Origin of the sequence: Pseudomonas sp. P7548, from assembly GCF_013386585.1 — a bacterium.
Taxonomy (GTDB): Bacteria; Pseudomonadota; Gammaproteobacteria; order Pseudomonadales; family Pseudomonadaceae; genus Aquipseudomonas.
Map to the genome: position 1 here is coordinate 191,763 of NZ_JACARO010000002.1, position 26,734 is coordinate 218,496.

19 protein-coding genes and 1 pseudogene are annotated in these 26,734 nt (G+C 61.7%); 7 read left to right on the top strand and 13 right to left on the bottom strand.

Annotated features, from left to right (window positions below):
* Positions 1-5: 5 nt before the first annotated feature.
* Genes HX803_RS01440 through HX803_RS01450 form a run of 3 tightly spaced genes read right to left on the bottom strand, consistent with a single transcriptional unit; the run spans position 6 to position 1,760 of the window.
* Complete coding sequence (locus HX803_RS01440) at positions 6-275, bottom strand: phosphopantetheine-binding protein (protein ID WP_176997206.1); 270 nt, start codon at positions 273-275, stop codon at positions 6-8.
* On the bottom strand, positions 253-1,065 hold the full coding sequence (locus HX803_RS01445; RefSeq protein WP_178918615.1) for a 1-acyl-sn-glycerol-3-phosphate acyltransferase: 813 nt from the start codon (positions 1,063-1,065) through the stop codon (positions 253-255). Before HX803_RS01445 ends, HX803_RS01440 begins: the two co-directional genes overlap by 23 nt.
* A complete protein-coding gene (locus tag HX803_RS01450; protein WP_178918616.1) occupies positions 1,041-1,760 on the bottom strand; it encodes a beta-ketoacyl synthase chain length factor in 720 nt (239 codons plus the stop codon). The genes HX803_RS01445 and HX803_RS01450 overlap by 25 nt, the downstream gene beginning before the upstream one ends.
* A gap of 348 nt (positions 1,761-2,108) precedes the next feature.
* On the opposite strand from HX803_RS01450, the gene HX803_RS01455 reads away from it, so the two are divergent.
* Positions 2,109-2,879 carry a ParA family protein gene (locus tag HX803_RS01455; RefSeq protein ID WP_028615448.1) on the top strand — a complete coding sequence of 257 codons (771 nt, stop codon included), beginning with the start codon at positions 2,109-2,111 and terminating at the stop codon, positions 2,877-2,879.
* A 99-nt stretch (positions 2,880-2,978) separates the two neighbouring features.
* Here the strand turns inward: HX803_RS01455 and trxC are convergent, their stop codons facing one another.
* The 6 genes and pseudogenes from trxC to HX803_RS33035 form a co-directional block, all read right to left on the bottom strand.
* Positions 2,979-3,413, bottom strand: a complete 435-nt coding sequence (gene trxC, locus HX803_RS01460; protein ID WP_034105847.1) for a thioredoxin TrxC — start codon at positions 3,411-3,413, stop codon at positions 2,979-2,981.
* 199 nt (positions 3,414-3,612) lie between these two features.
* Positions 3,613-5,076 carry a protein adenylyltransferase SelO gene (gene selO, locus HX803_RS01465; RefSeq protein WP_178918617.1) on the bottom strand — a complete coding sequence of 488 codons (1,464 nt, stop codon included), beginning with the start codon at positions 5,074-5,076 and terminating at the stop codon, positions 3,613-3,615.
* A gap of 48 nt (positions 5,077-5,124) precedes the next feature.
* A complete protein-coding gene (mscK, locus tag HX803_RS01470; protein WP_176997201.1) occupies positions 5,125-8,463 on the bottom strand; it encodes a mechanosensitive channel MscK in 3,339 nt (1,112 codons plus the stop codon).
* Between the two features lie 52 nt (positions 8,464-8,515).
* Entirely contained in the window at positions 8,516-10,258 is a 1,743-nt protein-coding gene (locus HX803_RS01475; protein ID WP_176997200.1) for a potassium/proton antiporter, read from the bottom strand.
* Between the two features lie 233 nt (positions 10,259-10,491).
* Entirely contained in the window at positions 10,492-11,364 is an 873-nt protein-coding gene (locus HX803_RS33030) for a methyl-accepting chemotaxis protein (RefSeq protein ID WP_370694346.1), read from the bottom strand.
* Positions 11,365-11,394: 30 nt separating this feature from the next.
* Positions 11,395-12,171 (bottom strand): annotated as a pseudogene (locus HX803_RS33035) (MCP four helix bundle domain-containing protein); the annotation flags it as partial.
* 223 nt (positions 12,172-12,394) lie between these two features.
* Between HX803_RS33035 and HX803_RS01485 the strand changes: the two are divergent.
* Positions 12,395-12,625, top strand: a complete 231-nt coding sequence (locus HX803_RS01485) for a hypothetical protein (protein ID WP_176997198.1) — start codon at positions 12,395-12,397, stop codon at positions 12,623-12,625.
* The gene (locus HX803_RS01490) at positions 12,622-12,915 is read left to right on the top strand and encodes a cell division protein ZapA (RefSeq protein WP_176997197.1); all 294 of its coding nucleotides are present in this window, start codon (positions 12,622-12,624) and stop codon (positions 12,913-12,915) included. Before HX803_RS01485 ends, HX803_RS01490 begins: the two co-directional genes overlap by 4 nt.
* Here HX803_RS01490 and HX803_RS01495 read toward each other — a convergent pair.
* Together HX803_RS01495 and putA are read right to left on the bottom strand one after the other, a co-directional pair.
* On the bottom strand, positions 12,912-14,714 hold the full coding sequence (locus tag HX803_RS01495) for an acyl-CoA dehydrogenase (protein ID WP_178918619.1): 1,803 nt from the start codon (positions 14,712-14,714) through the stop codon (positions 12,912-12,914). The two genes, HX803_RS01490 and HX803_RS01495, sit on opposite strands and share 4 nt — an antisense overlap.
* Positions 14,715-14,941: 227 nt before the next feature.
* Positions 14,942-18,895 (bottom strand): trifunctional transcriptional regulator/proline dehydrogenase/L-glutamate gamma-semialdehyde dehydrogenase, encoded by a 3,954-nt coding sequence (gene putA / locus HX803_RS01500; RefSeq protein WP_178918620.1) that lies wholly within the window; start codon positions 18,893-18,895, stop codon positions 14,942-14,944.
* A 460-nt stretch (positions 18,896-19,355) separates the two neighbouring features.
* On the opposite strand from putA, the gene putP reads away from it, so the two are divergent.
* Positions 19,356-20,840, top strand: coding sequence for a sodium/proline symporter PutP (putP, locus tag HX803_RS01505; protein ID WP_178918621.1), 1,485 nt, complete (start codon positions 19,356-19,358; stop codon positions 20,838-20,840).
* A 78-nt stretch (positions 20,841-20,918) separates the two neighbouring features.
* Here the strand turns inward: putP and HX803_RS01510 are convergent, their stop codons facing one another.
* A complete protein-coding gene (locus tag HX803_RS01510) occupies positions 20,919-21,407 on the bottom strand; it encodes a DUF2165 family protein (protein WP_178918622.1) in 489 nt (162 codons plus the stop codon).
* Positions 21,408-21,594: 187 nt separating this feature from the next.
* Here HX803_RS01510 and HX803_RS01515 point away from each other — a divergent pair, with 187 nt between their 5' ends.
* Positions 21,595-23,595: a type VI secretion system tip protein VgrG gene (locus HX803_RS01515; RefSeq protein ID WP_178918623.1), complete on the top strand. Its 2,001-nt coding sequence runs from the start codon at positions 21,595-21,597 to the stop codon at positions 23,593-23,595.
* A 38-nt stretch (positions 23,596-23,633) separates the two neighbouring features.
* On the top strand, positions 23,634-24,350 hold the full coding sequence (locus HX803_RS01520; RefSeq protein ID WP_178918624.1) for a DUF4123 domain-containing protein: 717 nt from the start codon (positions 23,634-23,636) through the stop codon (positions 24,348-24,350).
* Here the strand turns inward: HX803_RS01520 and HX803_RS01525 are convergent.
* Positions 24,336-25,613 carry an O-acetylhomoserine aminocarboxypropyltransferase/cysteine synthase family protein gene (locus HX803_RS01525; protein ID WP_178918625.1) on the bottom strand — a complete coding sequence of 426 codons (1,278 nt, stop codon included), beginning with the start codon at positions 25,611-25,613 and terminating at the stop codon, positions 24,336-24,338. The two genes, HX803_RS01520 and HX803_RS01525, sit on opposite strands and share 15 nt — an antisense overlap.
* 249 nt (positions 25,614-25,862) lie before the next feature.
* On the opposite strand from HX803_RS01525, the gene HX803_RS01530 reads away from it, so the two are divergent.
* Positions 25,863-26,699, top strand: coding sequence for a 23S rRNA (adenine(2030)-N(6))-methyltransferase RlmJ (locus HX803_RS01530; RefSeq protein WP_060755160.1), 837 nt, complete (start codon positions 25,863-25,865; stop codon positions 26,697-26,699).
* The last annotated feature ends 35 nt before the right edge of the window (positions 26,700-26,734 follow it).

Sequence of the window (26,734 nt, forward strand, 5' to 3'; positions counted from 1 at the left end):
CGGTCTCAAGCTGCCTGTCTGGCCGTGACGAATGCCGCGAGGCTGGCCACGTTGGTGAAGTGATTGCGAGTGTCCTTGGCGTCGGCATCGATCTTGATGCCGTACTTTTTCTGGATCGCCAGGCCCAACTCCAGGGCGTCTACCGAATCCAGGCCCAGGCCTTCGCCGAACAGGGTCTGCTCGCTGCCGATGTCGTCGGCGCTGATGTCTTCCAGGCCCAGGGCCTCGATGATCAGCGTCTTTATGTCGTGCTCAAGGCGGTGTCTGTCGCTCATCTTCGGCGAGCTCCTTAATAAAATAGTGATGCAGGTAATCGTTGAGCTTGCGTGAAGCCTGGGGCGCGGGGCCCATTGCGGCGAACGCCTGTGGTTCTATATCGGCACCCACCCGCAAACTGAAGTGCACGCGGCATTTTGGGATGCGATACCAGGGTTCGGCCTTGGTCAGCGTCGTGGGGCTGACCTTGATCACCACGGGGGTGATGATTGTCGCACCCCGCAGCGCGATGGCGGCACCGCCACGATGAAAGGCAGGCGCTGCGCCGGGCGTGGTGCGGGTGCCTTCGGGAAAGATGATCAGGGTCTGGCCCGTGAGCAGGGCGTCGGCGGCGGCGTCGAGCATCTCGGCGCTGCCGTCGTTGCTGATATAGCCGGCCTCGCGCACGGGGCCGCGGGTAAAGGGGTTCTGCCACAAACTCTGCTTGACCACGCAGTTGGCCTGGCGCACCAGGCCGATCAGGAACACCACGTCGATCAGCGACGGGTGGTTGGCAATGATCATCTGGCCCGGGCGGCCGAGGTTTTCCGCGCCTTCGACGCTGTAGGTCAACACGCCGGCGCGCTGCATCAGGCGGATGAACAGCCAGAACAGCCAACTGATCGTGTGGCGGGCGCGGCTTCGATGTTTTGCAGCGTCCCCCGGCAGGCAACTGAGCAGCGGGAACACCAGCAAACGCAGGCACAGCCCGCCGACGCCGAACAGGAAGAAGCTGGCAGCGGTCGCGAACAGGCGCCAATAGTAGGCGTCCCGTGGTTTCTCGTTCAGGGCTTGCGTTGCCAGTTCCATACACGGTTCTTCCAGGCATGTTGGCAGGCGACCTGTTCGGTGAGCAGGGTGCGCAGCAGGTTCAGGGCGTGGGGCCACTGGGCTTGAGTGGGTTGGACAGTGCCAGTGCCGAGTTCCAGCTGCCACTCGTCGCCCGGTGTGAGCAGCAGGCCGAGGGCGTAGGGGAACGGCACATCGTGGATCCAACTGGCATAGGCCTCGGGCGGCTGTTCTTCGGTGATCACCAGCAAGACGGCCGGGGCGCCGTCGTTGAGCAGGGCGGCGGCCTCCAGCATGCCGTGTTCCAGGCCGTCGCCTGCGGCGGCGAGGGCGGTCATTTCGCTGGTTTCGTTGCGCAGGATCGACCAGAGGCCGATCACCGCGTTATGCACCGAGAGGCTGAACTGGGTCGGCGACAGCGGCTGGTCGTTGGCCAGGTCCGTGAGGATGTCGAGGGTGCGTGGGGTTTCGCCGTGGCGGGAAATGAACACCAGCGGCAGGTTCAGCAGGCCGTCGGCCAGTGGCCAGCCCACGCTGAACGCCATGCGGGCCAGGCGGCTCAGGCGGCGGCGCTGCATAGCTGGCAGGAACGACACGTCGGGGCAGGCTTGGCTGTCTTGCAGCAACACCGGGTTCCGGCACCAGGCGTGCCAGTCGTCCGCGCTTTCGAGCCCAGGGGCCCAGGCGCGCCATTGGGCGATGTTGAAAGTGATCACTGAGACGTTATCCCGCCCCTGCGGGCTTCCATGTGCGGCTTTTGGCCCCGAATACCGGGACAGGGAGCAATAGCCGAATGGCGCGCATTATCCCGGTGCCGTGGGGTTCTAGCAAACTTTGGTAAAGAATTGTTCACGGCTGATTACAATTTGGAGGGAAAGATTTACAGATTGTCCTCTACCAAGGGCCTGGCTGGATTGTCGGACCGTTCCTTTTAACGTGTCGGCGACGTATGACAGAGCGCGTGCACGGGGCTGCTGATGCAGCAATGCATGGATGAACGAGGTAGCTATCAGGCGCTTTTGCCCTCTACACTCGGACATTCATTGATACACGGAGGTTTTTCCATGCGGCGTGTGGTGTTCAATCAGAAAGGTGGCGTTGGAAAGTCCAGCATTGCCTGCAACCTGGCGGCTGTCAGTGCCAGCGAAGGTTATCGAACCCTATTGGTGGACCTCGATGCACAAGCCAACTCAACCCAGTACCTCACTGGCTTGACTGGCGACGATATCCCCATGGGGATCGCGGATTTTTTCAAGCAAACCCTGTCTTCCGGGCCGTTTTCCAAGAAGAACAAGGTTGATATCTACGAAACCCCGTTCGACAACCTGCACGTCATCACTGCGACCCCGGAGTTGGCAGACCTGCAGCCCAAGCTCGAGGCCAAGCACAAGATCAACAAGCTGCGAAAGCTGCTGGATGATCTGAGTGAGGATTACGATCGGATTTACCTGGATACACCGCCAGCGTTGAATTTTTATGCGGTATCGGCGCTGATTGCCGCTGATCGCGTGCTGATCCCTTTCGATTGCGACAGCTTTTCGCGTCAGGCCCTCTATGGCCTACTGGCGGAAATCGAAGAATTGAAGGAAGACCACAACGAAGGCCTCGAAGTGGAAGGCATTGTGGTCAACCAGTTCCAGGCCCGGGCGAGCCTGCCACAGCAGATGCTTGATGAGTTGATTGCAGAAGGTTTGCCGGTATTGCCGGTGTACCTGGCCAGCTCCGTGCGCATGCGCGAGTCACACCAGGAAAGCAAGCCGCTGATCCACCTGGACCCACGGCACAAGCTTACGCAGCAGTTTGTGGAGTTGCATAACCTGCTGGAAAACGCCTGATCTCAAGGGCAACCCATTCCCCTGTAGGAGCCGGCTTGCCGGCGATGACGGCCTCAAAAACGCTATCGCCGGCAAGCCGGCTCCTACAGTTGATCGCGTTTAAACGCCTTGGCTACGCAGCCAGCTCATCAGTTGTGGCAACGGAAATGCCCCGCTCTGGCGAGCCACTTCGCGGCCGTTCTTGAACAGAATCAAACTAGGGATCGAGCGAATCCCCAACTGCGCCGAAAGCTGCTGATTGGCCTCGCTGTCGAGCTTGGCCAACCGGCACTTGCCCTCCAACTGGCCAGCGGCCTGCTCAAACACCGGCGCGAACGATTTACACGGCCCACACCAATCAGCCCACACATCCACCAGCAGCGGCAAATCGCCCTTGATCTGGCTGGCGTAGTCGCCTTGTTTCAGTTCAAACGGCTTGTTCAGTAACACCGGCTGCTTGCAGCGTCCGCACTTGGGCGCGTCACCCAGGCGTTCGCCGGGGATGCGGTTGAGGCCGTTGCAATGGGGGCAGGGGATGACAAGAGGTTCGGACATGGTGAGGCTCCTGAAAATGGCCAATAGGCTCTATCTGGAGCCAGCGCCTGTATTTATCAAGCTGTAGTGAGCGGGCTTGCCCCGCGCTGGGCTGCGTAGCGGCCCCAATAAGGACGCCGCCGTGTTTCAGAAGGACCGAGGTGCCTGAGTTTGGGGCGGCTTCGCCACCCAGCGCGGGGCAAGCCCGCTCACTACAGGGTTAGGAGGAGCAGCTGATTTCCAGGTGCTTGCCCCAATCCGGCGGCCGCTGTGCGTACTGCTCCATCCCCGGTTGCTCCTCAAACGGTTTGCTCAACACTTCATGCAGCCGCCGCACCTCGCTGTAATCCCCGGACTCGGCAGCCGCGATAGCGTTCTGCGCCAGGTAGTTGCGCAAGATATATAGCGGGTTCACCGCCTGCATCCGTGTACGGCGCTGTTTCTCGCTGTAATCCCCGTCCCGTGCAACGCGAGCCTTGTACTGCTCGGCCCAGGCGTCAAACCCGGCCAGGTCGACAAAGTCATCGCGCAGCCGTGCCACGGCCAACGCCGCCGACTCATCCCCCAGGCGGCGGAAGAACAGGGTGTAATCCACGCCGCTGTTCTGCATCAGCTTCAATAACCGCTCCACCAACTGCTGGTCATCCTCTTCGGCGGTGGTCAGCCCCAGGCGACGGCGCATCAGGTCCAGGTAGTTCGCCTGGTACAGCGGCAGGTACAGCCCCAGCGCTTCTTTCAGGGCGTCGACGCTGATGAATGGCGTCAACGCCTGAGCGAGCGCACTGAGGTTCCACTGCCCGATTGGCACTTGATTGCTGAAGGAATAGCGCCCTTCGTGGTCCGAATGGTTGCAGACGAAGTGCGCGTCAAAGTCATCCAGAAACGCAAACGGCCCGAAGTCGAAGGTGATGCCCAGGATCGACATGTTGTCGGTGTTCATCACGCCGTGGCAGAAACCGTACGCCTGCCACTTGGCAATCAGCTCGGCATTGCGCTCGACGATTTCGCGGAACATCGCCAGGTACGGCTCGGGCTGTTCGCGGCACTCGGGGTAGTGCAGGTTCAATACGTGCTCGGCCAGAAGCGCCTGCTGTTCGGGTTTCTTGGTGTAGTAGAAATACTCGAAGTGCCCGAAGCGGACATGGCTGGGCGCCATGCGCAGCACCATCGCGCCGCGTTCCTGTTTCTCGCGCCATACCGGGGTGTCGGAGCCGATCACGCACAACGCCCGGCTGCTGGGGATGCCCAGTGCATGCAGTGCTTCGGAGGCGAGGAACTCGCGGATCGAGGAGCGCAACACGGCGCGGCCATCGCCCATACGCGAGTAAGGCGTCATGCCGGCGCCCTTGAGGTGCAAGTCCCAGTGCTCGCCGGCCGCGTTGTATACCTCGCCCAGCAACAACCCACGGCCATCGCCCAGTTGCGGGGTGTAGCCGCCGAACTGATGCCCGGAATAGACCATCGCCCGCGGTTCCGCCTCGGCCCAGAGCTTGTGGCCACCAAACAGTTCGGCAAATACCGGTGTTTCGGCAACAGCCGGGTCAAGGTCGAGCAGGGCCATGGCGGCCTCACTCGCCACGACCAGGCGCGGGTTGTCGAGGGGTTCAGGCAGTACATGGGTCGAGAACGCGTCGCCCAGGCGTGCGAAGCGGTTGTCGAAGGTCAGTTCGTCGAGGGCTTTCACCGGCCATCTCCAGCAGAATGTCCGAGCATTCTGCTGGGGATAGCGCGGTTAGTCGAGTTTGCTCGGCGGTGGTTCCTGCACGCCGCCGTCGTTGGCGGGCTTGGCCGGGGTGTCGACTTCCACCAGCTTGTATTCCTGGCCGTGGAGGTTCTTGAGGTAGACCTCCATCTGGCGGAACGAAATGTTGATGTGCTCTTTCTTGAACTCACGGTTGATAAAGCGGTTCACTTCGTCGATCACCGGGTTGCGGTCGCCCAGGTCACGTACGTGCATGCGCAGTTCGTGGTCGAGGGTGCTTTCGCCGAAGTTGAGGAAGTACACATGAGGTTCCGGCTCTTTGAGCACACGCGGGTTGTCGCGGGCGGCCTTGAGCAGCAGTTCCTTCACGCGGTCCAGGTCGGAGCCATAGTCCACACCCAGCTTGAGGGTGACGCGGGTGATGGTGTCGGTCAGCGACCAGTTGATCAACTGCCCGGTGATGAAGGTCTTGTTCGGGACAATGATGTCCTTGCGGTCGAAGTCGGTGATGGTGGTGGCGCGGATGCGGATCTTGCTCACGGTGCCGGACAGGTTGCCGATGGTGATGGTGTCGCCGATGCGCACCGGGCGTTCGAACAGGATCATGATGCCGGAGATGAAGTTGGCGAAGATCTCCTGCATGCCGAAGCCCAAGCCCACCGACAGCGCCGCCACCAGCCATTGCAGCTTGTCCCAGCTCACGCCGAGGGTGGACAGGGTGGACACGAAGCCCACGCCGGCAATCACATAGGACAGCAACGTGGTGGTCGCGTAGGCGCTGCCCTGGGCCAGGTCCAGCTTGGACAGCACCAACACTTCCAGCAAGCCTGGCAAGTTGCGCGCCAGGGCAAAGGTGATGCCGACGATGATCGACGCGCCGAGCAAGTCGCCGATGCTGATCGGCACCATGCTGATGTTGGCGCCGGTGCCGCTGGTGTATTCGTAGAGGGTCACGTTGTCCAGGTAGGAGAACACCGTGATCAGGTCTTTCCATACCCAATACAGCGCCGCGATAAAGCCGCCGAGCAAGGCCAGGCGGATCAGGCGCATGGACTGTTCGTTGACCTGCTCGATGTCCAGGGTCGGTTCTTCGATCACCGCTTCACCGTCGCCGGCTTCCTTGGCCGCCTGGCGCTTGGCCAGGGCGCGGGCATAAGCCAGGCGCCGTGCGGCGACGCCCAGGCCACGTACGAAGGTGGCTTCGATCACCAGCCAGAACATCAGCAGGTACAGGGTATTGATCAAGCGGTCGCTGAGCTTGAGCGCGGTGTAGTAGTAGCCGAAGCACACGGCGACGAACAGCGCGATGGGCAGGGCGGTAAACAGCAGGCCCACGGCCTTGCGGAACAACGAGGCTTTTTCGTGGGTCGGGCTGTTTAGCAGCAAGCGACCCAGCAGCCAGGCCATCAGTGCGTAGCAGGTCAGCACCACGCCGATGCCCAGCACGTCGTCGGCCAGTGCAGCCGGTTGGTGCTCGGCGATGGCTACCACGGCCACCAGGGCCAGCACCACCAGGCCGAGCTTGCGCACCCAGCCTTGCAGGAATTCGACCTGGGGTTTTTCCCAACGGAAGTGCAGTTCGGCCACGCCGCCCGGCGCGAGGATGCGGTAGGCGGTGTAGAACACCATCCACGCCTGGGCGATCTGCAGCAGCGCTGCGCCCAGGTTGGCGTTTTGCCCACGGGCGTCGATCTGCAGCGCGTAGCCGCACAGTGCCAGGCCCAGGGCCACCGGCATGGCCAGCAGGATGTTGATCAGGATGGCCTGGGGCGTATGCCACTGGCTGTCGCGCTTGAAGTGGCCGATGTCCTGGTGGACCTTGTTCAGGCGCTGATACAGGTTCTTGCGCCGCCACAACAGTGCACCTATCAACAGCAACAGTGGCAGGAACAGCAGTGGGCGCTGGGTCAGGCCGTCATACAGTTCGCTGACACTGGAGGCCCAGGGCAGGGTGGTGACCTGTTTGCTCAGGTGCGCCGGCACGGTTTCCAGCCACTCGGTGTCCAGTGGCTTGTTGCTGGGGATCCAGAACATCTGCTCATCCAGCGTCGCTCGCAGGGTGGTGGCGGTGCTGAGCAATTGTTTCTGGTTGAGCTGCAAGGTGATGGATTCATTGAGCAGTGCGCTCAGTTCACGGCTCAGGCGCTCCAGCAGGTCGCTGCGGGTGATCGCCAGTTCCAGCAGGGTGCGGCGCAATTGCGGGGTCACGTCATCCGGTGGCTGGTTGGCCAGCAGGTTATCCACATAGGTACTGGGCGAACTGATCAGCTCGCGTTGCTGGTTGACCTCGAACTGGTACAGGCGAATGTTGGCAATGTCGTCCGCCAGGTCGCGGTCCACGGTGAGGCGCGGCAGGGCCTGCTTCTGCTTGTAGAGGATCTTGGACAGCAGCAGGCTGCCCTTGAGCACGTTGATCTGCTCGTCCAGGGCCGAATCGCTCTGGGTCACGGTGTCCAGTTGCTGCTTGGTCTGCAGGTTCTTCTGGGTCAGGTCGTTGAGGCGGTCGGTGCTTTTGAGCAGGTAGTCGGACAGCTTCAGGTTGGCCGCGCTTTCGGTGGCCAACAGGCTGCTGCCCCCGGCCTTTTGCGCCTCGATGGACTGTTGGGTCACGGTCTGTTGGGACTGGGCCAGGCGTTTCTGGTTGATCAGGGTTTGCAGGTCCTGGATCTCTTGTTCCAGGCGCGCGGTTTTTTCCACCACCAGGTCATGCTGGCTGTTGCCCAGGTCTTGCAGTTGGCTGTTGCCGGCCAGTTCCTGGCGGCGCAGTGGGATTAGCGCGTTGAGCGCGGCGAGTTCGGCGTTGAGCTGGTTGCGCTGGTCGCCGCTGAGGGTTTTGCCGTTGTCCTTGCCGACCTTGAGGATCGAGTTGATCTGCAGGATGCGGGTCTGGCTGCTGCTGATTTCGGTCTGGGCGCGTTCCGGGCGGGTCTGCGCGGCGATGGTCAGGCTGTTGGCGTCGGCCAGGTCTTTTTGCAGGTCGCCTTGCTGGGTGGTGCGCTGCACCAGCAATTGTTCGAGCTGTGGCACCGGCAGGGTGGCATAGCGCTGGGCGACGGGAATGACTTTGGTGGCCTTGAGCCTTACCAACTCCCGCTGGTTCTCGGTGGTCTGGCGCGGCGCATCTTCCAGCTGGCGCTTGAGGTCGACCAGGCGCTGCTCGTAATCCTGCTTGTTGCCCAGGTACGTCAGGGTCTGCTGCAGGATGGTCTGCAGCGCCTTCATGTCGGCGTCGGGCAGCTTGCGGTCGGGCAGCTTGTCCAGGGTTTGCTGGATAGCGTCGGCGCTGGGCGGGTCGGCCGCGTGAACGGTGCCGACACAAAGGGTCAGGCCCAGCAGGGCAGTGGCGAGAAACGTGCGCAGGGTTGGCATAGAGACCGGTCGAGCAAAATGAAGAAAAGGGAGCGAATTGTCGCTCCGCAGTTTAGAGGAAGAGTCCGGGGCCCGGGCGACTTCCTTCGGGGAATCTGACGCCGACTTTGCCGATCTTGTTCCCGTCCATGACCGCGACGGTCCAGATGGTGTTGTTCCATTCCACCTGGTCGCCGACGATGGGCGCGCCGCCGACTTTCTGGGTAATGAAACTGCTCAATGGCATGTCCGGGTCGATGCCCTCCAGCTTCAAGCCGTACAAGGCTGAAACCGCGCCCAGCTGGGCGTCGCCTTCGAGTACGAAGTCGCCGAAGAAGCGCAGGTCCAGACCCCGTTGCGGGGCCTGGCTGAACAGTTTGCCCAGGGCCGGCAGGTTGTGTTCGTGGCCGATCACGCAGAGCAAATCGCCGACTTCCAGCACCGTACTACCCGACGGATGGAGCAGTTGCTGGCCACGAAACAGTGCCGCGATCCGAGTGCCTTCGGGCATTTTCAGCTCGCGCAGGGCCGCACCGATGCACCATTTTTCCGCACCCAGGCGGTAGACGAACAGCTCCCACTCGCTGGTGACGTGCACTTCCAGGGCTGCGCGGGAGATCGGCGCCGGGTCTGGCGGTACGGTCACTTTCAGCAGCTTGGCCACCCACGGCAGGCTGGTGCCTTGCACCAGCAGGGAGACCAGCACGATAAAGAACGCCAGGTTGAAGTACAGCTGTGCGTGGGGCAGGCCGGCCATCAGCGGGAACACCGCCAAAATGATCGGGACCGCGCCGCGCAGGCCTACCCAGGCGATAAAGGCTTTTTCGCGACCGTGGAACGCCTTGAACGGCAGCAGGCCGACCATCACCGACAGCGGTCGCGCAAATAGGATCATCCACAGCGCCAGGCCCAGCGCCGGCAGGGCAATCGGCAGCAGGTCATGGGGCGTGACCAGCAGGCCCAGCACCAAAAACATGCCGATCTGTGCCAGCCAGGCCATGCCGTCGAGCATATGCAGAATGCCGTGGCGGCTGCGCACCGGGCGGTTGCCGATCACCAGGCCGCACAGGTACACGGCGAGGAAGCCGCTGCCGTGCAGGGCGTTGGTCAGCGCGAACACCACCAGGCCGCCGGCGATCACCAGGATCGGGTACAGGCCGGTGGCCAGGTTGATGCGGTTGACCATCTGCAGCATCAGCCAGCCGCCGCCCAGGCCGACGATGCCCCCGATGCCGAACTCGCGCACCAGGTGGGTCAGCAGGCTCCAGTGCAGGCCGGTCTGGCCGCTGGCGAGCATGTCGATGAGGGTGACAGTAAGGAACACCGCCATCGGGTCGTTGCTGCCGGACTCGATTTCCAGGCTGGCGGTGACCCGTTCGTTCAGGCCCTTGCCGCCGAGCAACGAGAACACCGCCGCGGCGTCCGTGGAGCCGACGATGGCGCCGATCAGCAGGCCCTGGATGATATTGAGGTTGAACAACCAGGCGGCGGCCATGCCGGTGAGGCCGGTGGTAATCAATACTCCCACCGTGGCCAGCGACAACGCCGGCCAGAGTGCTACGCGGAAACTCGCCACCCGTGTGCGCAGGCCACCGTCGAGCAGGATCACGGCCAGTGCGAGGTTGCCCACCAGGTAGGCGGTCGGGTAGTTGTCGAAGATGATGCCGCCGCCGTCGACGCCGGCGACCATGCCCACGGCCAGGATGATCACCAGAATCGGGATCCCCAGGCGGGACGAAAGAGAACTCACCAGAATGCTCGCACCCACCAGCAACGCGCCGATCAAGAACAGGCTGTTGATGGTCGTCGCATTCAAAGGCAGTACTCCATGAGCAATAAGGACGAGACGCAAACTGACCATGCAGTCTGCGTGCCAGCGATTCTAACCTGTTGAATTGCTGCGCTGTCAAAAAGCTTTTTCTGATTCGTGTAGATCCAATGTGGGAGCGGGCTTACTCGCGAATGCGGTACATCAGCTAGAAATATGCTGACTGAAACACCGTATTCGCGAGCAAGCCCGCTCCCACATTTTTGACCGAGGTGTGTCAGTTAGAGGCGGAAGCGTCCGACCATCCCGTTCAAGTCCACCGCCAGGCGCGACAACTCGCTGCTCGCCGCGCTGGTCTGGCTGGCGCCGGTGGCCGACTGCACCGACAGGTCGCGGATGTTCACCAGGTTGCGGTCCACTTCCCGCGCTACCTGGGCCTGCTCCTCGGCCGCGCTGGCGATGACCAGGTTGCGTTCGTTGATCTCGACAATGGCCGTGTTGATGGTGTCCAGGGACATCCCTGCACCTTTGGCGATGTTCAACGTCGATTCCGCACGCTCGGTGCTGTTGCGCATCGAGTCCACCGCGTGTTCGGTGCCGGCCTGGATGCTGCCGATCATCCGCTCGATTTCGCTGGTGGACTGCTGGGTGCGATGGGCCAGTGCACGGACCTCGTCGGCCACCACGGCAAACCCACGGCCGGCTTCACCGGCGCGGGCCGCTTCAATGGCGGCGTTGAGGGCCAGCAGGTTGGTCTGGTCGGCCAGGCCGCGAATCACATCCAGCACCTTGCCGATATCGCGGGACTCGTTGGCCAGGTCGCCAATCAAGGTCGCGGTGGCTTGCACATCGCCGCTCATGCGCTCGATGGCGCTGACGGTTTCCTGCACCAGGTCGCGACCGTCGCCGGCGGAGGTGGTGGCGTTGCGCGATGCCTCGGAGGTGCTCACTGCGTTGCGTGCGACTTCTTCGACAGCGCTGGTCATCTCGTTGACGGCGGTGGCGGCCTGTTCGATTTCATTGTTCTGCTGGGTCAGGCCCCGGGCGCTTTCGTCGGTGACCGCGTTCAGCTCTTCAGCGGCAGACGCCAGTTGCGTGGCGGAACCTGCGATGCGTTGCAGGGTGTCGCGCAGCTTGTCCTGCATCTTGGCCATGGCGGCGAGCAGGCGGCCGGCCTCATCGTTGCCATCGACCTTGATCGGACGGGTCAGGTTACCTTCGGCGACTTCTTCCGCCGCTTCAAGCGCCTGGGAGATGGGCTGGGTAATGCTACGAGTCAGCAGCCAGGCGAACAGCAGTGTCAGCACGGTGGCAACAATCAGCAGGCCCACGACCAGGTCAAAGGCCATGTTGTACTGGTCTTCGGCTTGCTGGTTGGTGGCGTTGGCCATCTTGTTATTGATGTCCACCAAGCGCGTCAGCACAGCGTTGACCTGCTCGGAGTTGGCCAGCAGTTCGCTGTTGAGCAAGGCGCGCAGTTCTTCAACTTGATTGGCCTGGGACAGGCTCTTCATGCGCGCTTCGATCTGATGGTATTGGCCGAGCAGGCGCACGTATTCATCGTAGGTCGCGCGCTCTTCGCTGCTGTCGATCAGCTTCTCGTAGATGCCCTGGGCAGCACGTATCTGCTGGTTGCGCATATCGAAGGCTTCCAGGGTCTTTTGCTGAACGTCCGGTTCGCGGTTGGTCAGCAAGCGGTACGACAGCACCCGCAGGCGCAGGGTCAGTTGGGTGAACTCGTCGAGGGCGCGAATGCTGGGCACGCTGGTCAGGGTGATGTCTTCGGTGGCGGCGCGGATCTTGCTCATCTGGTTCAGGGCGAAAACACCGAGAAACAACATCAACGCACCAATAAACGCGAAGCCGAGGAAGGCCCTCGGGGCGATATTCATATTACGAAGTGACATGCGGGAATCCTGGGGAGAAGCGCGATCCGTGCGGCCATGAGACGGGGTGTGCATGTCGTATCGGCCATACGACTAAAGTCTTAAGGGGGCGCGCGCTTTTGTCGCATCTGACGAGGGGTTGGGCGGATTCAGGAACCAGATCCGGTAAATGCAGTCACTAAGGCTCGAAAGTACGGCCCGGCCCTTAAAAAACGGGCTGTGCGCCGGGGATAACCCTGGCATCCGAGGTGAATTTTCTTTATCGTCACCGCCCTTTGAAAAAGCCCGAGAAATCAAAATGTTAGAAGCATCCCTCAGCCAATTGGAACAACTGGTCAGCGACCTGGTACAGCAGAATCAGGACCTGCTGGGCAGCAACGAATCCCTCAAGGCCGAACTGGCCCGTGCCAAGGATGAAAACGACAGCCTGCAACTGAACCTGATGGAGCAGGAAGAAAAGCACAGCGCCACCGCCGCGCGCATCCAGGCGCTGGTTGAGCGCGTGAGTGCAGGGCCTGTCAGCGCATGAACGAAGGGATAAAGGTCGTTTCGATTCTCGGAGAGGATTACTCGATCAAGGCGCCAGCCGGGGAAGAACTGACCCTGATGCACGCCGTGACCATGCTCAAGGCCTCCCTGGCCACCACCAAGAAAAAGTACCCGACGCTGATCGGTGACAAATTATTGGTACTGGCCGCGCTGAACCTGTGCGCCGAGCAGATCGAAATGCAACAGGCTCACCAACAGGAACTCGACCGTTACCAAGAGCAAGTCAGCGCCACGGTCGATGTGATTTCCAAGGCGATCGGACAGCCTTAGAACCACTCATCCTGCATCCCCAGGCACGTATCGTCGCGTGCCTCCAGAATCGCCAGTTCATGATGGCAGCCCGGTACTTCCCAGGTCAGGAAGTAGCGGGCGGCCTGGAGCTTGCCTTTATAGAAGGCCACGTCGGCCGCATTGCCCTTGGCCAGCCCTTCTTCGGCGCGGATCGCCTGCTCCAGCCAGCGCCAGCCGATCACCGTGTGCCCGAATACCTTCAAGTACAACGCCGAGTTCGCCAGGCTGCTGTTGACCTTGCCGTGGGCCAGGTCCGTCAGCAGACCGAGGGTGACGCTTTGCAGACGGTTGACCAACTGTTCCAGCGGCTCCCTCAGCGTGGTGAGGCTCGGGTATTCCTGGGCGCGGGCGCCGGTTTCGGCGATCAGCCTGATCAGTTGCTTCAAGCCTGCGCCGCCGTTCTGTGCCAGTTTGCGCCCCAGCAAGTCCAGGGATTGAATGCCGTGGGTGCCTTCATGAATCGTGTTCAGGCGGTTGTCGCGGTAATACTGTTCCACCGGGTATTCGCGGGTGTAGCCATGGCCGCCGAGGATCTGGATCGCCAGCTCGTTGGCCTTGAGGCAAAACTCCGACGGCCAGGATTTGACGATAGGGGTGAGCAGGTCCAGCAGTTCGTGGGCTTGCTTGCGTTCGGCTTCGGTCTCGAGTGTGGTGGTGTCGTCGAACAGGCGCGCGGCGTACAGGCCCAGGTCGAAAGCGCCTTCGACGTAGGCTTTTTGGGTCAGCAGCATGCGTTTGATGTCGGCGTGCTGAATGATCGAGACCGGTGCCGTAGTAGGGTCTTTGCTGTCAGGCAGGCGGCCTTGTGGGCGTTCGCGGGCGTACTCCAGTGAATAGAGGTAGCCGGCGTAGCCGAGCATTACCGCGCCCATGCCCACGCCAATGCGCGCCTCATTCATCATCTGGAACATGCAGCTCAAGCCTTGGTGCGGCTTGCCTACCAAGTAGCCGACGCAGTTGCCGTTATCACCGAAGTTCAGCGCGGTGGACGTGGTGCCGCGCCAGCCCATCTTGTGGAACAGGCCCGCCAGCAACACATCGTTGCGTGCGCCCAGGCTGCCGTCGTCGTTAACCAGGAACTTGGGCACGATAAACAGCGAGATGCCTTTGACCCCGGGCGGCGCATCCGGCAGTTTGGCCAGCACCATGTGCACGATGTTTTCCGACAGCGGGTGGTCGCCACCCGAGATGAAGATCTTGTTGCCCTTGAGACGATAAGTGCCGTCAGCCGCGGGTTCTGCGCGTGTACGAATATCCGACAGTGACGAGCCCGCATGGGGTTCGGTGAGCGCCATGGTGCCGAAGAAACGGCCGTCGATCATCGGTTGCAGGAAGCGTTGTTTCTGATCGTCGGTGCCGAAGCTTTCGATCAGGTTGGCGGCGCCCATGGTCAGGAAGGGGTAGGACGTGGACGCGGCGTTCGCCGACTGGAAATGCGCGAAGCAGGCCTGGGACAACAAGGTTGGCAACTGCATGCCACCGGCTTCGAAACTGCGGGCAGCGTTGAGGAAACCGGCTTCGAGGAAGGCATCCACGGCGGGTTTCACTTCAGGGATGAGGACCGCCTTGCCATCCTCGAAGCGCGGTTCGTTCTCGTCATTTTTGCGGTTATGCGGTGCGAAGTACTTTTCCGCGATGCTGCGCGCCGTGCTGATGGCCGCATCGAAGGTCTCGCGATTGTGCTCGGCAAACCGCTCGCGCCGGGTCAGGCCCTCGGCATCGAGGACTTCGTACAGCTCGAAAGCCAGATTGCGGGAACTGAGCAGCGTCTCGGACATGGCGGCTTACCTATGTGGGAATAGGGCCGAGTCTAAGTGCGCGAATAGAGGCTGGATAGCAAGATTGATCTGGGTGATGGAGGGGCAAAACGCGGATGGGAGGCAGGGAGCAGTAAATGTGGGAGCGGGCTTGCCTGCGATGAGGCAGTGCCAGTCGACATCTCTGTCGCTGACCCACCGCTATCGCAGGCAAGCCAGCTCCCACAGGGTTTACCGCGTTTTTACAGTTAGCCGATGGTCATCAGGCTGGCGTTACCGCCCGCCGCAGCGGTGTTGACGCTCAACGCACGTTCGATCACCAAACGCTCCAGCGCAATCGCTGTCTCGCCTTGGGACAAACCATGCACCCCGACAATCGCACCGCCACGCTGTGCCACTTGCTGGCACACCGCGCGCAATTGATCGGAATCGCCGTGGTGCAGAACCGCATCAAACACCACTTCATCCTTGGTCCAGTCGGCCACGCGCTTGATCTTCGCCTGAATCTCTTTAGGCAGACGTGGGAACAAGGCCTTGGTCAGGTCAGTCTCCGGCCATACTGCCGACCCCCCCACGGCCAATACCGCCGCCAGTTGCGTCAGCAGATCGCCTTCCACTTCCGCCAGGCACAGCACGTGCTCGCGGGGCAGGATGGCGTAGCTGTTGCGCTCGCCAGTCGGGCCGGCGAGTTGGCGGGTGATCCCGCTTTGCGACTGTGCGGCGAACTGGCTGCACAGGGCGCTCAGGTCGCTGAACTTATTGCTGTCGGCCCAGGTTTTGAGGGCGGTCAGCGGTTGGCTCATGGCGTCACGCAGGCGCACATCCGGTGCGGCCAATGCATCGCCACGGACGAAGGATTGCTCGATGGCATCTGTAGGACGCGTCGACAGCAGGCGGTACAGGTACAGCGGGCCACCGGCTTTCGGGCCGGTACCCGACAGGCCTTCGCCGCCGAACGGTTGCACGCCCACCACGGCACCCACGATGTTGCGGTTCACGTAGACGTTGCCGGCGTTGACGTTGTCGATCACCTTGGCGATGGTCTCGTCGATGCGGGTGTGCACACCCAAGGTCAGGCCGTAGCCCGACGCATTGATCTGGCCGATGAGCTGGTCGATCTCTTTGCGCTTGTAGCGCACCACGTGCAGCACCGGGCCGAAGATCTCCCGTTGCAGTTCGTCGAAGCTTTCCAGTTCGATCAAGGTGGGCATCACGAAGGTGCCGCGCTTGATCTCTTCACCGTCGGCAATTGCAACTTGATAAACGTTGCGGCCTTTGTCGCGCATGGCCTGGATGTGTTTCTCGATGCCAGCCTTGGCCTCGGCGTCGATCACCGGGCCGATATCGACCGACAGGCGCTCCGGGTTGCCCAGGCGGCATTCGGCCATGGCCCCCTTGAGCATTTCGATGACACGATCTGCCGAATCTTCCTGCAGGCACAGTACACGCAGGGCCGAGCAACGTTGGCCGGCGCTGTCGAAGGCCGAGGACACCACGTCGATGACCACTTGTTCGGTCAGCGCCGAGGAGTCGACGATCATCGCGTTCTGGCCACCAGTCTCGGCGATCAGCGGGATCGGGCGGCCCTGGGCATCCAGGCGGCCGGCGACATTGCGTTGCAGCAGGCGAGCCACTTCGGTGGAGCCAGTGAACATCACGCCTTTGACGCGATCATCGCCGACCAGGCGGGCACCGACGGTTTCGCCCTGGCCCGGCAGCAGTTGCAGCACGCCTTCCGGAATACCGGCCTCCAGCAGGATGCGCACGGCTTGTGCGGCGACCAGCGGAGTCTGCTCGGCAGGCTTGGCCAATACAGGGTTGCCGGCGGCCAGTGCGGCGGCCACTTGACCGCTGAAAATCGCCAGCGGGAAGTTCCACGGGCTGATGCAGACCACCGGGCCCAGTGGGCGGTGGGCATCGTTGGTGAAATCGTTGCGTGCCTGCACTGCGTAGTAGCGCAGGAAATCCACGGCTTCGCGCACTTCGGCGATGGCGTTGGCGAAGGTCTTGCCAGCTTCGCGAGCCAGCAGGCCCATCAATGGCTGAATCTCACCTTCCATCAGGTCGGCGGCGCGTTCGAGGATCGCGGCGCGCTCGGCGGGCGGGGTGGCCTGCCAGATCGGGCCGGCGCTGATGGCGCACTGGATAGCGTTGTCGACGTCTTGAACGGTGGCTTCTTGCACGTGGCCGACTACATCACGCAGGTCGGACGGGTTCAGTACCGGTGCCGGCGGTTGCTCGCTGGAGGCGCAACCGAGCATTGGCGCGGCTTTCCAGTTGTTGTGAGCGGTGGCCAGCAAGGCACAGGACAGCGACGCCAGGCGATGTTCATTGGCCAGGTCGATACCGGCCGAGTTGGCGCGGTCGCTGCCGTAGAGATCACGCGGCAACGGGATGCGTGGGTGCGGCAGGCCGAAGCCACCTTCCAGCGTGGCCATGTGTTCGATGCTGGCCACCGGATCGGCCACCAGCTCTTGGATCGAGATGGACTGGTCGGCGATACGGTTGACGAACGAGGTGTTCGCGCCGTTTTCCAGCAGGCGACGCACCAGGTAAGCCAGCAGGGTTTCGTGGGTGCCGACCGGAGCGTACACGCGGCACGGACGGTTCAGCTTGCCATCAGAGACCTTGCCTACAACCTGCTCGTACAACGGTTCACCCATGCCGTGCAGGCATTGGAACTCGTACTGGCCGGGGTAATAGTTCTGGCCGGCAATATGGTAGATGGCCGACAAGGTGTGGGCGTTGTGTGTGGCGAACTGCGGGTAGATGACTTCCGGCACTGACAGCAGTTTGCGTGCACAGGCGATGTAGGACACGTCGGTGTACACCTTGCGGGTGTACACCGGGTAGCCTTCCAGGCCTTCGACCTGGGCGCGCTTGATTTCGCTGTCCCAGTACGCGCCTTTTACCAGGCGGATCATCAGGCGATGACGGCTGCGGCGCGCCAGGTCGATGACGTAGTCGATCACATATGGGCAGCGCTTCTGGTAGGCCTGAATCACGAAACCGATGCCGTTCCAGCCGGTCAGTTGCGGCTCGAAGCACAGGCGCTCGAGCAGGTCCAGGGACAGCTCCAGGCGGTCGGCCTCTTCGGCGTCGATGTTCAAACCGATGTCGTATTGCTTGGCCAGCAGGGTCAGGGACAGCAGGCGTGGGTACAGCTCATCCATCACGCGTTCGTACTGCGCGCGGCTGTAGCGTGGGTGCAATGCCGACAGCTTGATGGAGATGCCCGGGCCTTCATAAATCCCACGGCCGTGGGACGCTTTGCCGATGGAGTGAATGGCTTGTTCGTACGAGGCCAGGTATTTCTGTGCGTCGTGTTCGGTAAGTGCAGCTTCACCGAGCATGTCGTAGGAATAGCGGAAGCCCTTGGCTTCGAACTTGCTCGCGTTGGCCAAGGCTTCGGCGATGGTTTCACCGGTGACGAACTGCTCGCCCATCAGGCGCATGGCCATGTCGACGCCCTTGCGGATCATCGGCTCGCCGCTCTTGCCAATGATGCGGCTCAGGGACGATGTCAGGCCGGCTTCATTGTGGGTGGCGACCAATTTGCCGGTCAGCAGCAGGCCCCACGTGGCGGCGTTGACGAACAGCGACGGGCTGTTGCCCAGGTGCGGCTGCCAGTTGCCGGTGCTGATCTTGTCGCGGATCAGTGCGTCGCGGGTGCCTTTGTCCGGGATGCGCAACAGCGCCTCGGCCAGGCACATCAGTGCCACGCCTTCCTGGGACGACAGGGAGAATTCTTGCAGCAGGCCCTGAACAATACCGGCACGGCCGCCAGCACTTTTCTGGTTACGCAGTTTTTCGGCGATCGAGGCGGCGAGCTTGTTGGTGGCTTCGGCCATCGGTGCCGGCAGACGGGCTTGTTCGATCAGCATCGGTACCACTTCCGGCTCGGGGCGGCGGTAAGCGGCGGTGATCGAGGCGCGCAACACGGATTGCGGCAGGATGCTTTCGGCGAACTCAAGGAAGCACTGGTGGGCGTGGTCGGTCTGGACTTCGCCTGCGTCGTCGGCGTCCTTGGTGCTCAAACCGTTGAGCTCGGTCAGGGTTGCACCACCCTCGAGTTTCTCCAGGTAATTGAAAATCGCCTGCTTGATCAGCCAGTGGGGCGTGCGATCAATGGAGGCCGCGGCAGCTTTCAGGCGCTCGCGGGTCGGGTCGTCGAGTTTGACCCCAAGGGTGGTTGTCGCCATTTTCTTATCCTCATGGGTGCCACTACCGAGTGGCATCTGCTGGCGGCAAGATTAGCTTTGCCCATGAGGAGGTGCAACCGGGTGCAACCCTTTTTATTCAGGAAATTTTTGATCGTGATCGGGAAAATAATGCGACGTCGACGGATTCCGCTCTGCCTTGGTGCGTTTACTTCTGAGATCGGCTGTTCTTGCTCCGAAAAGGAGCAAAAACGGGGTGTTTGCTGTATTTCACATCAAGGTGCAACTTATTCTCACGAAACTGGTTGCACCTTATTTGCTTTGTTGAATAGCATTCGCGCCCTAGGTGCAACCGACTCAACGAGCCGGTTCATCGGCTGACGGCTTTCCTGGGGAAACGTCAGTCATAAATGCGCGGCACACCGTTACGTCTACCTACTTCCAGTGGGTGGCCGTCTCACAGACCGCTGCTACATAAAAACAAAGCCAGGGCGTCACTCTTATGAGCGTTAGTAATCCAACCCTGATCACGTTCGTGATCTACATCGCAGCAATGGTGCTGATCGGCTTCATGGCCTATCGCTCCACCAACAACCTTTCCGATTACATCCTGGGCGGTCGCAGCCTCGGCAGCGTGGTGACGGCCTTGTCCGCCGGCGCTTCCGACATGAGTGGCTGGTTGTTGATGGGCTTGCCGGGCGCGATCTACATGTCCGGCCTGTCGGAAAGCTGGATCGCCATCGGCCTGATCGTCGGTGCCTACCTCAACTGGCTGTTTGTTGCCGGTCGCCTGCGGGTGCAGACCGAGCACAACGGCGACGCCCTGACACTGCCGGATTACTTCTCCAGCCGTTTCGAAGATAAAAGCGGCCTGTTGCGGATCATCTCCGCCGTCGTGATCCTGGTGTTCTTCACCATCTACTGCGCTTCGGGCATCGTGGCCGGTGCCCGCCTGTTCGAAAGCACCTTCGGCATGTCCTACGAAACGGCGCTGTGGGCCGGCGCTGCGGCGACGATTGCCTACACCTTTGTCGGTGGTTTCCTGGCCGTTAGCTGGACCGACACCGTACAAGCCACCCTGATGATCTTCGCGCTGATCCTCACGCCGATCATCGTGCTGCTGGCCACTGGTGGCGTCGACACCACGTTCCTGGCCATCGAAGCCAAGAACCCCGACAACTTCAACATGCTGAAGAACACCACCTTCATCGGCATCATCTCGCTGATGGGCTGGGGCCTGGGTTACTTCGGCCAGCCGCACATCCTGGCGCGTTTCATGGCGGCGGATTCGGTGAAGTCGATCGCCAATGCACGTCGCATTTCCATGACCTGGATGATCCTGTGCCTGGGCGGCACCGTCGCGGTGGGTTTCTTCGGTATCGCCTACTTCTCGGCCCATCCGGAAGTGGCGGGCCCGGTCACCGAAAACCACGAGCGTGTGTTCATCGAGTTGGCCAAGCTGCTGTTCAACCCATGGATCGCCGGCGTGCTACTGTCGGCCATCCTGGCTGCCGTGATGAGCACCTTGAGCTGCCAGCTGCTGGTGTGCTCCAGTGCCCTGACCGAAGACTTCTACAAAACCTTCCTGCGCAAGAATGCCTCCCAGCTTGAGCTGGTATGGGTCGGCCGTGCGATGGTGCTGGTGGTTGCCCTGATCGCCATCGCCATGGCTGCCAACCCGGACAACCGCGTCCTGGGCCTGGTGAGCTACGCCTGGGCCGGTTTTGGTGCGGCCTTCGGCCCTGTCGTCCTGATCTCGGTGATCTGGAAAGGCATGACCCGCAACGGCGCATTGGCCGGCATCCTGGTGGGTGCGATCACTGTGATCGTGTGGAAACACTTCAGCCTGTTGGGGCTGTACGAAATCATCCCGGGCTTCATCTTTGCTAGCCTGGCGATCTACTTCGTGAGCAAGCTGGGCGCGCCGACGGCGGGCATGGTTGCGCGTTTTGATGCTGCGGAAAAAGACTACAACCTCAACAAGTAATCCTCGGGCGCCGAGCGTCCGTTGAGTTGAAAAAAAGGCCCGCATCCTACGGATGGCGGGCCTTTTTTTATGGTCGGTTCAATCCGTGTCCGGCTGGTTGAGAAAGATCAGCACGCCCACAATCGCCATGTAGAACTTGAAGGCCGCTTCCTGGCCATTCCATTGGTGGGACTGCCACATCAAGAACCATTCACCGCCCACCACCATGAAACCGAAAAACCACACCACGAAGCCGAGGGCGAGGCCGGTGGTGGCGCGTACCTTGGCACGGTTGAATTCGGCAGCGCTGCCTTGGCGGGTGCGCCACAACGCCAACGCACCCCAAGAGAGCATCAGCGCAGTGAGGGCTTCACCGAGGATGATCAGGCCGTAGGCGCCGTGCCACAGCCAGGGCGTGGTGATGGCGCGGTACATGGCGGCGTTGCCGGGAAACGTGGTGTCCATGCTCAACACATGTTTGACGAAGGCAAAGTTGGAGCCGTAGTCGGTGATGTTGTTGAACGCCACCAGGCTGGCGAAGGCGGCAAGGGCGAGGACCAGTGTGATTTTTGCGTAGCGTGTACCCATGTTCTTTACCGGCAATTGTGCGAAGAGGGGCAGTTACGCTAGCACGGCGTCGAGGTGTCTACGACGCCTCGCACATGAAGAATTAGGCACTCCAAACGTAGGACGCAACTGATTTTCCAGCAGCCCGCTCAGGCCCGGGCAAAGCTGGTGCAGAATCGGTCGCCCACCCTTCGCAGAGAAACACCGGATGTTCGCTCCTGCCAATCAAAGTGCCTTTACCCTGACCGTCGATGGAGAGCCCAGTGAGCTCAAGGTGTTCGCGTTCACCGGCACCGAAGCCATCAGTCAGCCTTACTGTTTCGACCTGGAACTGGTCAGCGAACAGCCTGATCTTGACCTTGAAAGCCTGCTGCATCGCCAGGTGTACCTGGGCTTTGATGACCGAGGGCACGGTGTTCATGGCCAGGTTTACCGGGTGGCGCAAGGCGACTCCGGGCGTCGCCTTACGCGTTACCAGATCAGCCTTGTGCCGCAATTGGCGTACTTGGCCCACAGCAGCCGCCAACGTATTTTCCAGCACAAGACCGTGCCGCAGATTATTGCGCAGGTCTTGACGGGCCAGGGTATTCAGAGCGACCGCTTCGAGTTCCGCCTGAGTGGCACCTACCTGGAGCGTGAATACTGCGTGCAGTTCGGTGAGACTGACCTGGCCTTCATCCAGCGGTTGTGTGCCGAGCTGGGCATTCACTATCACTTCCAGCATTCAGCCGAACGGCACTTGCTGGTGTTCGGTGATGACCAGGCCGTATTTGCCCAGGCCGATCACACCACGCCCTACATGCCCGGTTCAGGGATGGTGGCCGATACACCGGCGATCAAGCGTTTTGCGGTGCAAATGGAAACCCGTACCACGGCGCTGAACCTGAGGGACTATGACTTCCGCAAGCCGCGCCTGGCACTGGAAAGCGCTGTGGCGGGCGAGCAGCTTCCCAGCCTCGAAACCCAGGACTATCCCGGTTATTTCAGCGACCGCGCCCATGGCAAGTACCTCGCGCAACGTGGCCTTGAACGTCACCGCCGTGACTATCAAGTGGCCCGCGGCGAGGGTGATGAACCGGCCTTGCTGTGCGGGCGTTTTCTGAAGCTTGCGGGCCACCCGCGTGAAGCGTGGAATGACTTGTGGCTGGTGACGCAGGTCACTCACGACGGCAAGCAGCCTCAGGTGCTGGAAGAAGCGGTGACTGAAGTAGCGGGCAGTGATTTTCGCCAGGGTTATCGCAATAAATTTGTTGCCGCGCCTTGGGATGTGATCTTTCGTCCTCCGATGCCCGAGCAACCGCGACCGGCTGTAGCCGGATATCAACATGCCGTGGTCACCGGCCCTGGTGACAGCGAGATCCACTGTGACGAGTTCGGCCGGGTCAAAGTGCAAATGGCTTGGAATCGCGCTGGGGAGCACAACGAACATTCCAGTTGCTGGCTGAGAGTGGCCACCGGGTGGGCGCATGACCGCTACGGCTCGGTGCTCATCCCACGGGTTGGGATGGAAGTGCTGGTGGGCTTCGTCAATGGCGACCTGGACATGCCAGTGGTGATGGGGTGCCTGCCCAACGCGGCGACCCCGGTGCCCCTCGACCTGCCTGCAGAAAAGACCCGCAGTATCTGGCGCAGCCACAGCAGCCCTGGCGGTGGTGGCTATAACGAACTGCGCATTGAAGACCGCAAAGGCGCCGAGGAAATCTACCTGCGCGCCCAGCGGGACTGGACCCAGCATGTGCTGAATGACCAGCAGGTGCAGGTGGATAACCGGCGCCAGGTGAAGGTGGGTGGTGAGTCGCACCATGAATTGCAGGGCGAGGAGCAGCGCATTACCCACGGTAATCGCCTGACTGAGCTCAAGCAGGATGACCACTTGGTGATCGGCGGTTCGCAGCAGATGCGTGCGGGGCGAACCATCCAGATCGGTGCAGGGCAAAGCGTCGTGATTGACGCGGGCGCCATCGTGACGATTCAGGCCGGGGGGCAGTCGATCACGTTGTCGGCGGCAGGGATATTCAGCAGCGTGCCGATCATGCTGGGCGGGGTGCCCGCCGTGGGCGCTTCGCCGTTGAAGCCTGGACTCACGGAGAAACTGCTTGCGGTGATACCCGCACCGCTCAGCGCGGTACAAGTGGCCAGCCTGAAGCGCAGTGCGCCGTTTTGCGAGGAGTGCGAGCGTTGCAGGAACGGGCAGTGCGATATCCCATGACACAGCAAACCACCCAACTCGAAAAGGAATTTACCCCCATGGATCAACCTTTGGCTCCCCGCGCTTGGCTGGCACAACATCCTCTGCAACCTGAGGAACAACTCTTTGCGGTGCTGGGCAATGCCAGCAACGCCAAGCCTCTGGAGGCCTGGCGAACAGTGTCAGAGGGGATGGCACCAGAATCGATCTGGGCGGGCACGGCCTATGCCGAGTGGCGTGAGGTGATGCCGTATGTCGTCGCCGTAGAGCCCGGCAGCCCCTTCCTCGATTGGATAGCCACTACCGGTTCAACCGACTGGGGTTGGTTGGCGGTATCGTCCAGCTCGTTGCAAACCGTGGCTGCGCATTTGCAAAGCCTCACGAAGGTCTACCTGCCCGACGGCCAGGAGGTGTTCCTGCGTTTCTGGGATGGGGCCCAGACTTTGCCGATCATTCAGCAATGTGGGGCTGAAATATTGCCGGTTTTCCAGCGCTACCTGATCAATGGCCAGTCGCTGACTACGACGACTGGCCCGGACACCGCTGCGAAAACCAGCCCTTGGTGGACAGTGCCTGCGCTGTTACTGGAGCACCTGGCCGAGCAATCACCGCGCACCCTGATCGACAACCTGCTGCAATGGCTCGAAGAGCAGCGCCCCGACCTCTACACGGCCTTCACGCCGACGACCCTGCAGCACAAGGTCGCCTATTTCGTGCGCTCGCCGGGTATCAGCCATGAAGCGCTGGCCGACTTCCTGACTTCAGAGCTGAGTTGAAGTCAGCGCCTGTTGCAGGTCTTCGATCAAGTCTTCGATGGCCTCGATGCCCACTGACAGGCGAATCATTTCCGGTTTCACACCGGCCTTGGCCTGCTCTGCCTCGTTCATCTGCCGATGGGTGGTGGAAGCGGGGTGACAGGCCAGGGACTTGGCATCCCCGATGTTCACCAGGCGCTTGAAGATCTGCAACGCGTCGTAGAAGCGCACGCCGGCCTGATAGCCACCTTTGAGGCCGAACGACAGGATCGCCGACGGTTTGCCTTGCAGGTATTTCTGCGCCAGTTCGTGGTGAGGGTGGTCTGGAAGGCCGGCGTAGCTGACCCATTCCACACCGGCGTGGCCTTGCAGGAACTGCGCGACCTTCAGGGCGTTTTCGGTGTGACGCTCCATGCGCAGGGCCAGGGTTTCCAGGCCTTGCAGCAACAGGAAGGCGTTCATCGGGGCGAGGGCTGCGCCGGTATTTCGCAGTGGCACAGTGCGGGCGCGGGCGATGAAGGCGGCGGGGCCGAATTTTTCGGTGTAGACCACGCCGTGGTAGGCCGGCTCGGGGTTGTTGAGGCCGGGGAATTTCTCCGGGTAGTCGGCCCAGGGGAAGGTGCCGCTGTCGACGATGACACCGCCCAGGGAGTTGCCGTGGCCGCCAATGTATTTGGTGACCGAGTGCACCACGATGTCGGCGCCAAACTGAATGGGCTTGCACAGGATCGGCGTGGCCACGGTGTTGTCCACAACCAAAGGCACGCCACGGGCGTGAGCCACCGTTGCCAGGGCTTCCAGGTCGATGATATTGCCAGCCGGGTTGCCGATGCTTTCGCAGTACACCAGCTTGGTGTTGTCGTCGATCAGCTCGGCGATGGCTTCGGCGGAGTCGTTGCGGGCGAAGCGCACGTCGACGCCAAAGCTGGGCAGCAAATGGGCGAACAGCGTGTAGGTCCCGCCATACAGTTGTGGCGTGGTGACGATGTTGTCGCCGGCGCGGGTGAGGGTCTGGATCGCGTAGTGAATCGCGGCGCTGCCGGCCGACACGGCCAGTGCTGCGATACCGCCTTCGAGGGCGGCGAGACGCTGCTCCAGCACGTCGTTGGTGGGGTTCATGATGCGTGTGTAGATATTGCCGGGCACGTCGAGGTTGAACAGGTCGGCGCCGTGCTGGGCGTTATCGAATTCGAAGGCCACGTTCTGGTAGATCGGTACGGCGACGGCCTTGGTGGTCGGGTCCGACGTGAAGCCGTGGTGCAGGGCGATGGTAGCGTCTTTCATGATGGTGACTGACCTCCTTGGATTCCATGGGCGCCCCTACACCGTAGGAGCCGGCTTGCCGGCGATAGCATCAGCGCGGTGTGCAGGTAATACCCCGCCACCCGCATCACGGGCAAGCCCGCTCCCCCATAACCGATTAGACCGTTTTAAGCATTCCGCCTCCGTTTACGGCATATGCCCCGCCCGACACGCAGCCCTGCACCTTTGCCCTTGTAGAAGGTAAACTTCGCCCCCTGCGCAGGAGCAACCATGAATTATCGTCACGCCTTTCACGCCGGCAATCACGCCGATGTCTTCAAACACCTGACCTTGACCCGCCTCATCGCCCTGATGTCGCGCAAGGAGCAGCCGTTCGCCTACCTCGACACCCATGCCGGCATCGGCCTGTATGACCTGCAGGGTGACCAGGCCAACCGCACCGGTGAGTACCTGGAAGGCATTGCGCGCCTGTGGGGCGAAAGCGACCTGCCGCCCCTGACCGCCGACTACATGCGCGTGCTGCACGAGATGAACCCGGATGGCCAGTTGCGCTACTACCCGGGCTCGCCGGAGCTGGCGCGTCGGCTGACACGCCCTCAGGACCGTGTGCTGCTCAATGAGAAACACCCGGACGACGGCGTGTTGCTCAAGGACAACATGAAGGGCGACCGTCGCGTCAAAGTGCACCTGGGCGAAGGCTGGCATGTGCCGCGTGCCTTACTGCCGGTGCCGGAAAAACGCGCGTTGATGCTGATCGATCCGCCGTTCGAGAAGCTCGACGAGATGCAGCGGTGCGCGGCATCGCTCAAGGAAGCGGTCGGCCGCATGCGCCAGACCGTCGCGGCGATCTGGTACCCGGTGAAGGACCAGCGCATGTTGCGTCGTTTCTACCAGGACCTGGCCGGTACCGGTGCGCCAAAGTTGTTGCGCGTGGAACTGCTGGTGCATCCCCTGGACACGCCCAACACCCTGACCGGCTCGGGCCTGGCGATTGCCAACCCGCCGTGGGGCCTGGAAGAGGAATTGCGCGAGCTGCTGCCGTGGCTGTCCAAGAAGCTGGGCCAGACCCAGGGTGGGTGGCAGATGGATTGGCTGATCGCCGAGTAAACAGTTACCCGTCAGAAGCGCTATCGCGGGCAAGC

Excerpts from the sequence above, each read along its gene's own strand:
- HX803_RS01515 (WP_178918623.1), top strand. The coding sequence starts at position 21,595 with ATGTTCGCTCCTGCCAATCAAAGTGCCTTTACCCTGACCGTCGATGGA.
- putP (WP_178918621.1), top strand. The coding sequence starts at position 19,356 with ATGAGCGTTAGTAATCCAACCCTGATCACGTTCGTGATCTACATCGCA.
- mscK (WP_176997201.1), bottom strand. The coding sequence starts at position 8,463 with ATGCCAACCCTGCGCACGTTTCTCGCCACTGCCCTGCTGGGCCTGACC.
- HX803_RS01525 (WP_178918625.1), bottom strand. The coding sequence starts at position 25,613 with ATGAAAGACGCTACCATCGCCCTGCACCACGGCTTCACGTCGGACCCG.
- HX803_RS01490 (WP_176997197.1), top strand. The coding sequence starts at position 12,622 with ATGAACGAAGGGATAAAGGTCGTTTCGATTCTCGGAGAGGATTACTCG.
- HX803_RS01440 (WP_176997206.1), bottom strand. The coding sequence starts at position 275 with ATGAGCGACAGACACCGCCTTGAGCACGACATAAAGACGCTGATCATC.
- HX803_RS01530 (WP_060755160.1), top strand. The coding sequence starts at position 25,863 with ATGAATTATCGTCACGCCTTTCACGCCGGCAATCACGCCGATGTCTTC.
- HX803_RS01495 (WP_178918619.1), bottom strand. The coding sequence starts at position 14,714 with ATGTCCGAGACGCTGCTCAGTTCCCGCAATCTGGCTTTCGAGCTGTAC.
- putA (WP_178918620.1), bottom strand. The coding sequence starts at position 18,895 with ATGGCGACAACCACCCTTGGGGTCAAACTCGACGACCCGACCCGCGAG.
- HX803_RS01510 (WP_178918622.1), bottom strand. The coding sequence starts at position 21,407 with ATGGGTACACGCTACGCAAAAATCACACTGGTCCTCGCCCTTGCCGCC.
- trxC (WP_034105847.1), bottom strand. The coding sequence starts at position 3,413 with ATGTCCGAACCTCTTGTCATCCCCTGCCCCCATTGCAACGGCCTCAAC.
- HX803_RS01455 (WP_028615448.1), top strand. The coding sequence starts at position 2,109 with ATGCGGCGTGTGGTGTTCAATCAGAAAGGTGGCGTTGGAAAGTCCAGC.
- HX803_RS01485 (WP_176997198.1), top strand. The coding sequence starts at position 12,395 with ATGTTAGAAGCATCCCTCAGCCAATTGGAACAACTGGTCAGCGACCTG.
- HX803_RS01445 (WP_178918615.1), bottom strand. The coding sequence starts at position 1,065 with ATGGAACTGGCAACGCAAGCCCTGAACGAGAAACCACGGGACGCCTAC.
- HX803_RS33030 (WP_370694346.1), bottom strand. The coding sequence starts at position 11,364 with ATGGCCAAGATGCAGGACAAGCTGCGCGACACCCTGCAACGCATCGCA.
- HX803_RS01520 (WP_178918624.1), top strand. The coding sequence starts at position 23,634 with ATGGATCAACCTTTGGCTCCCCGCGCTTGGCTGGCACAACATCCTCTG.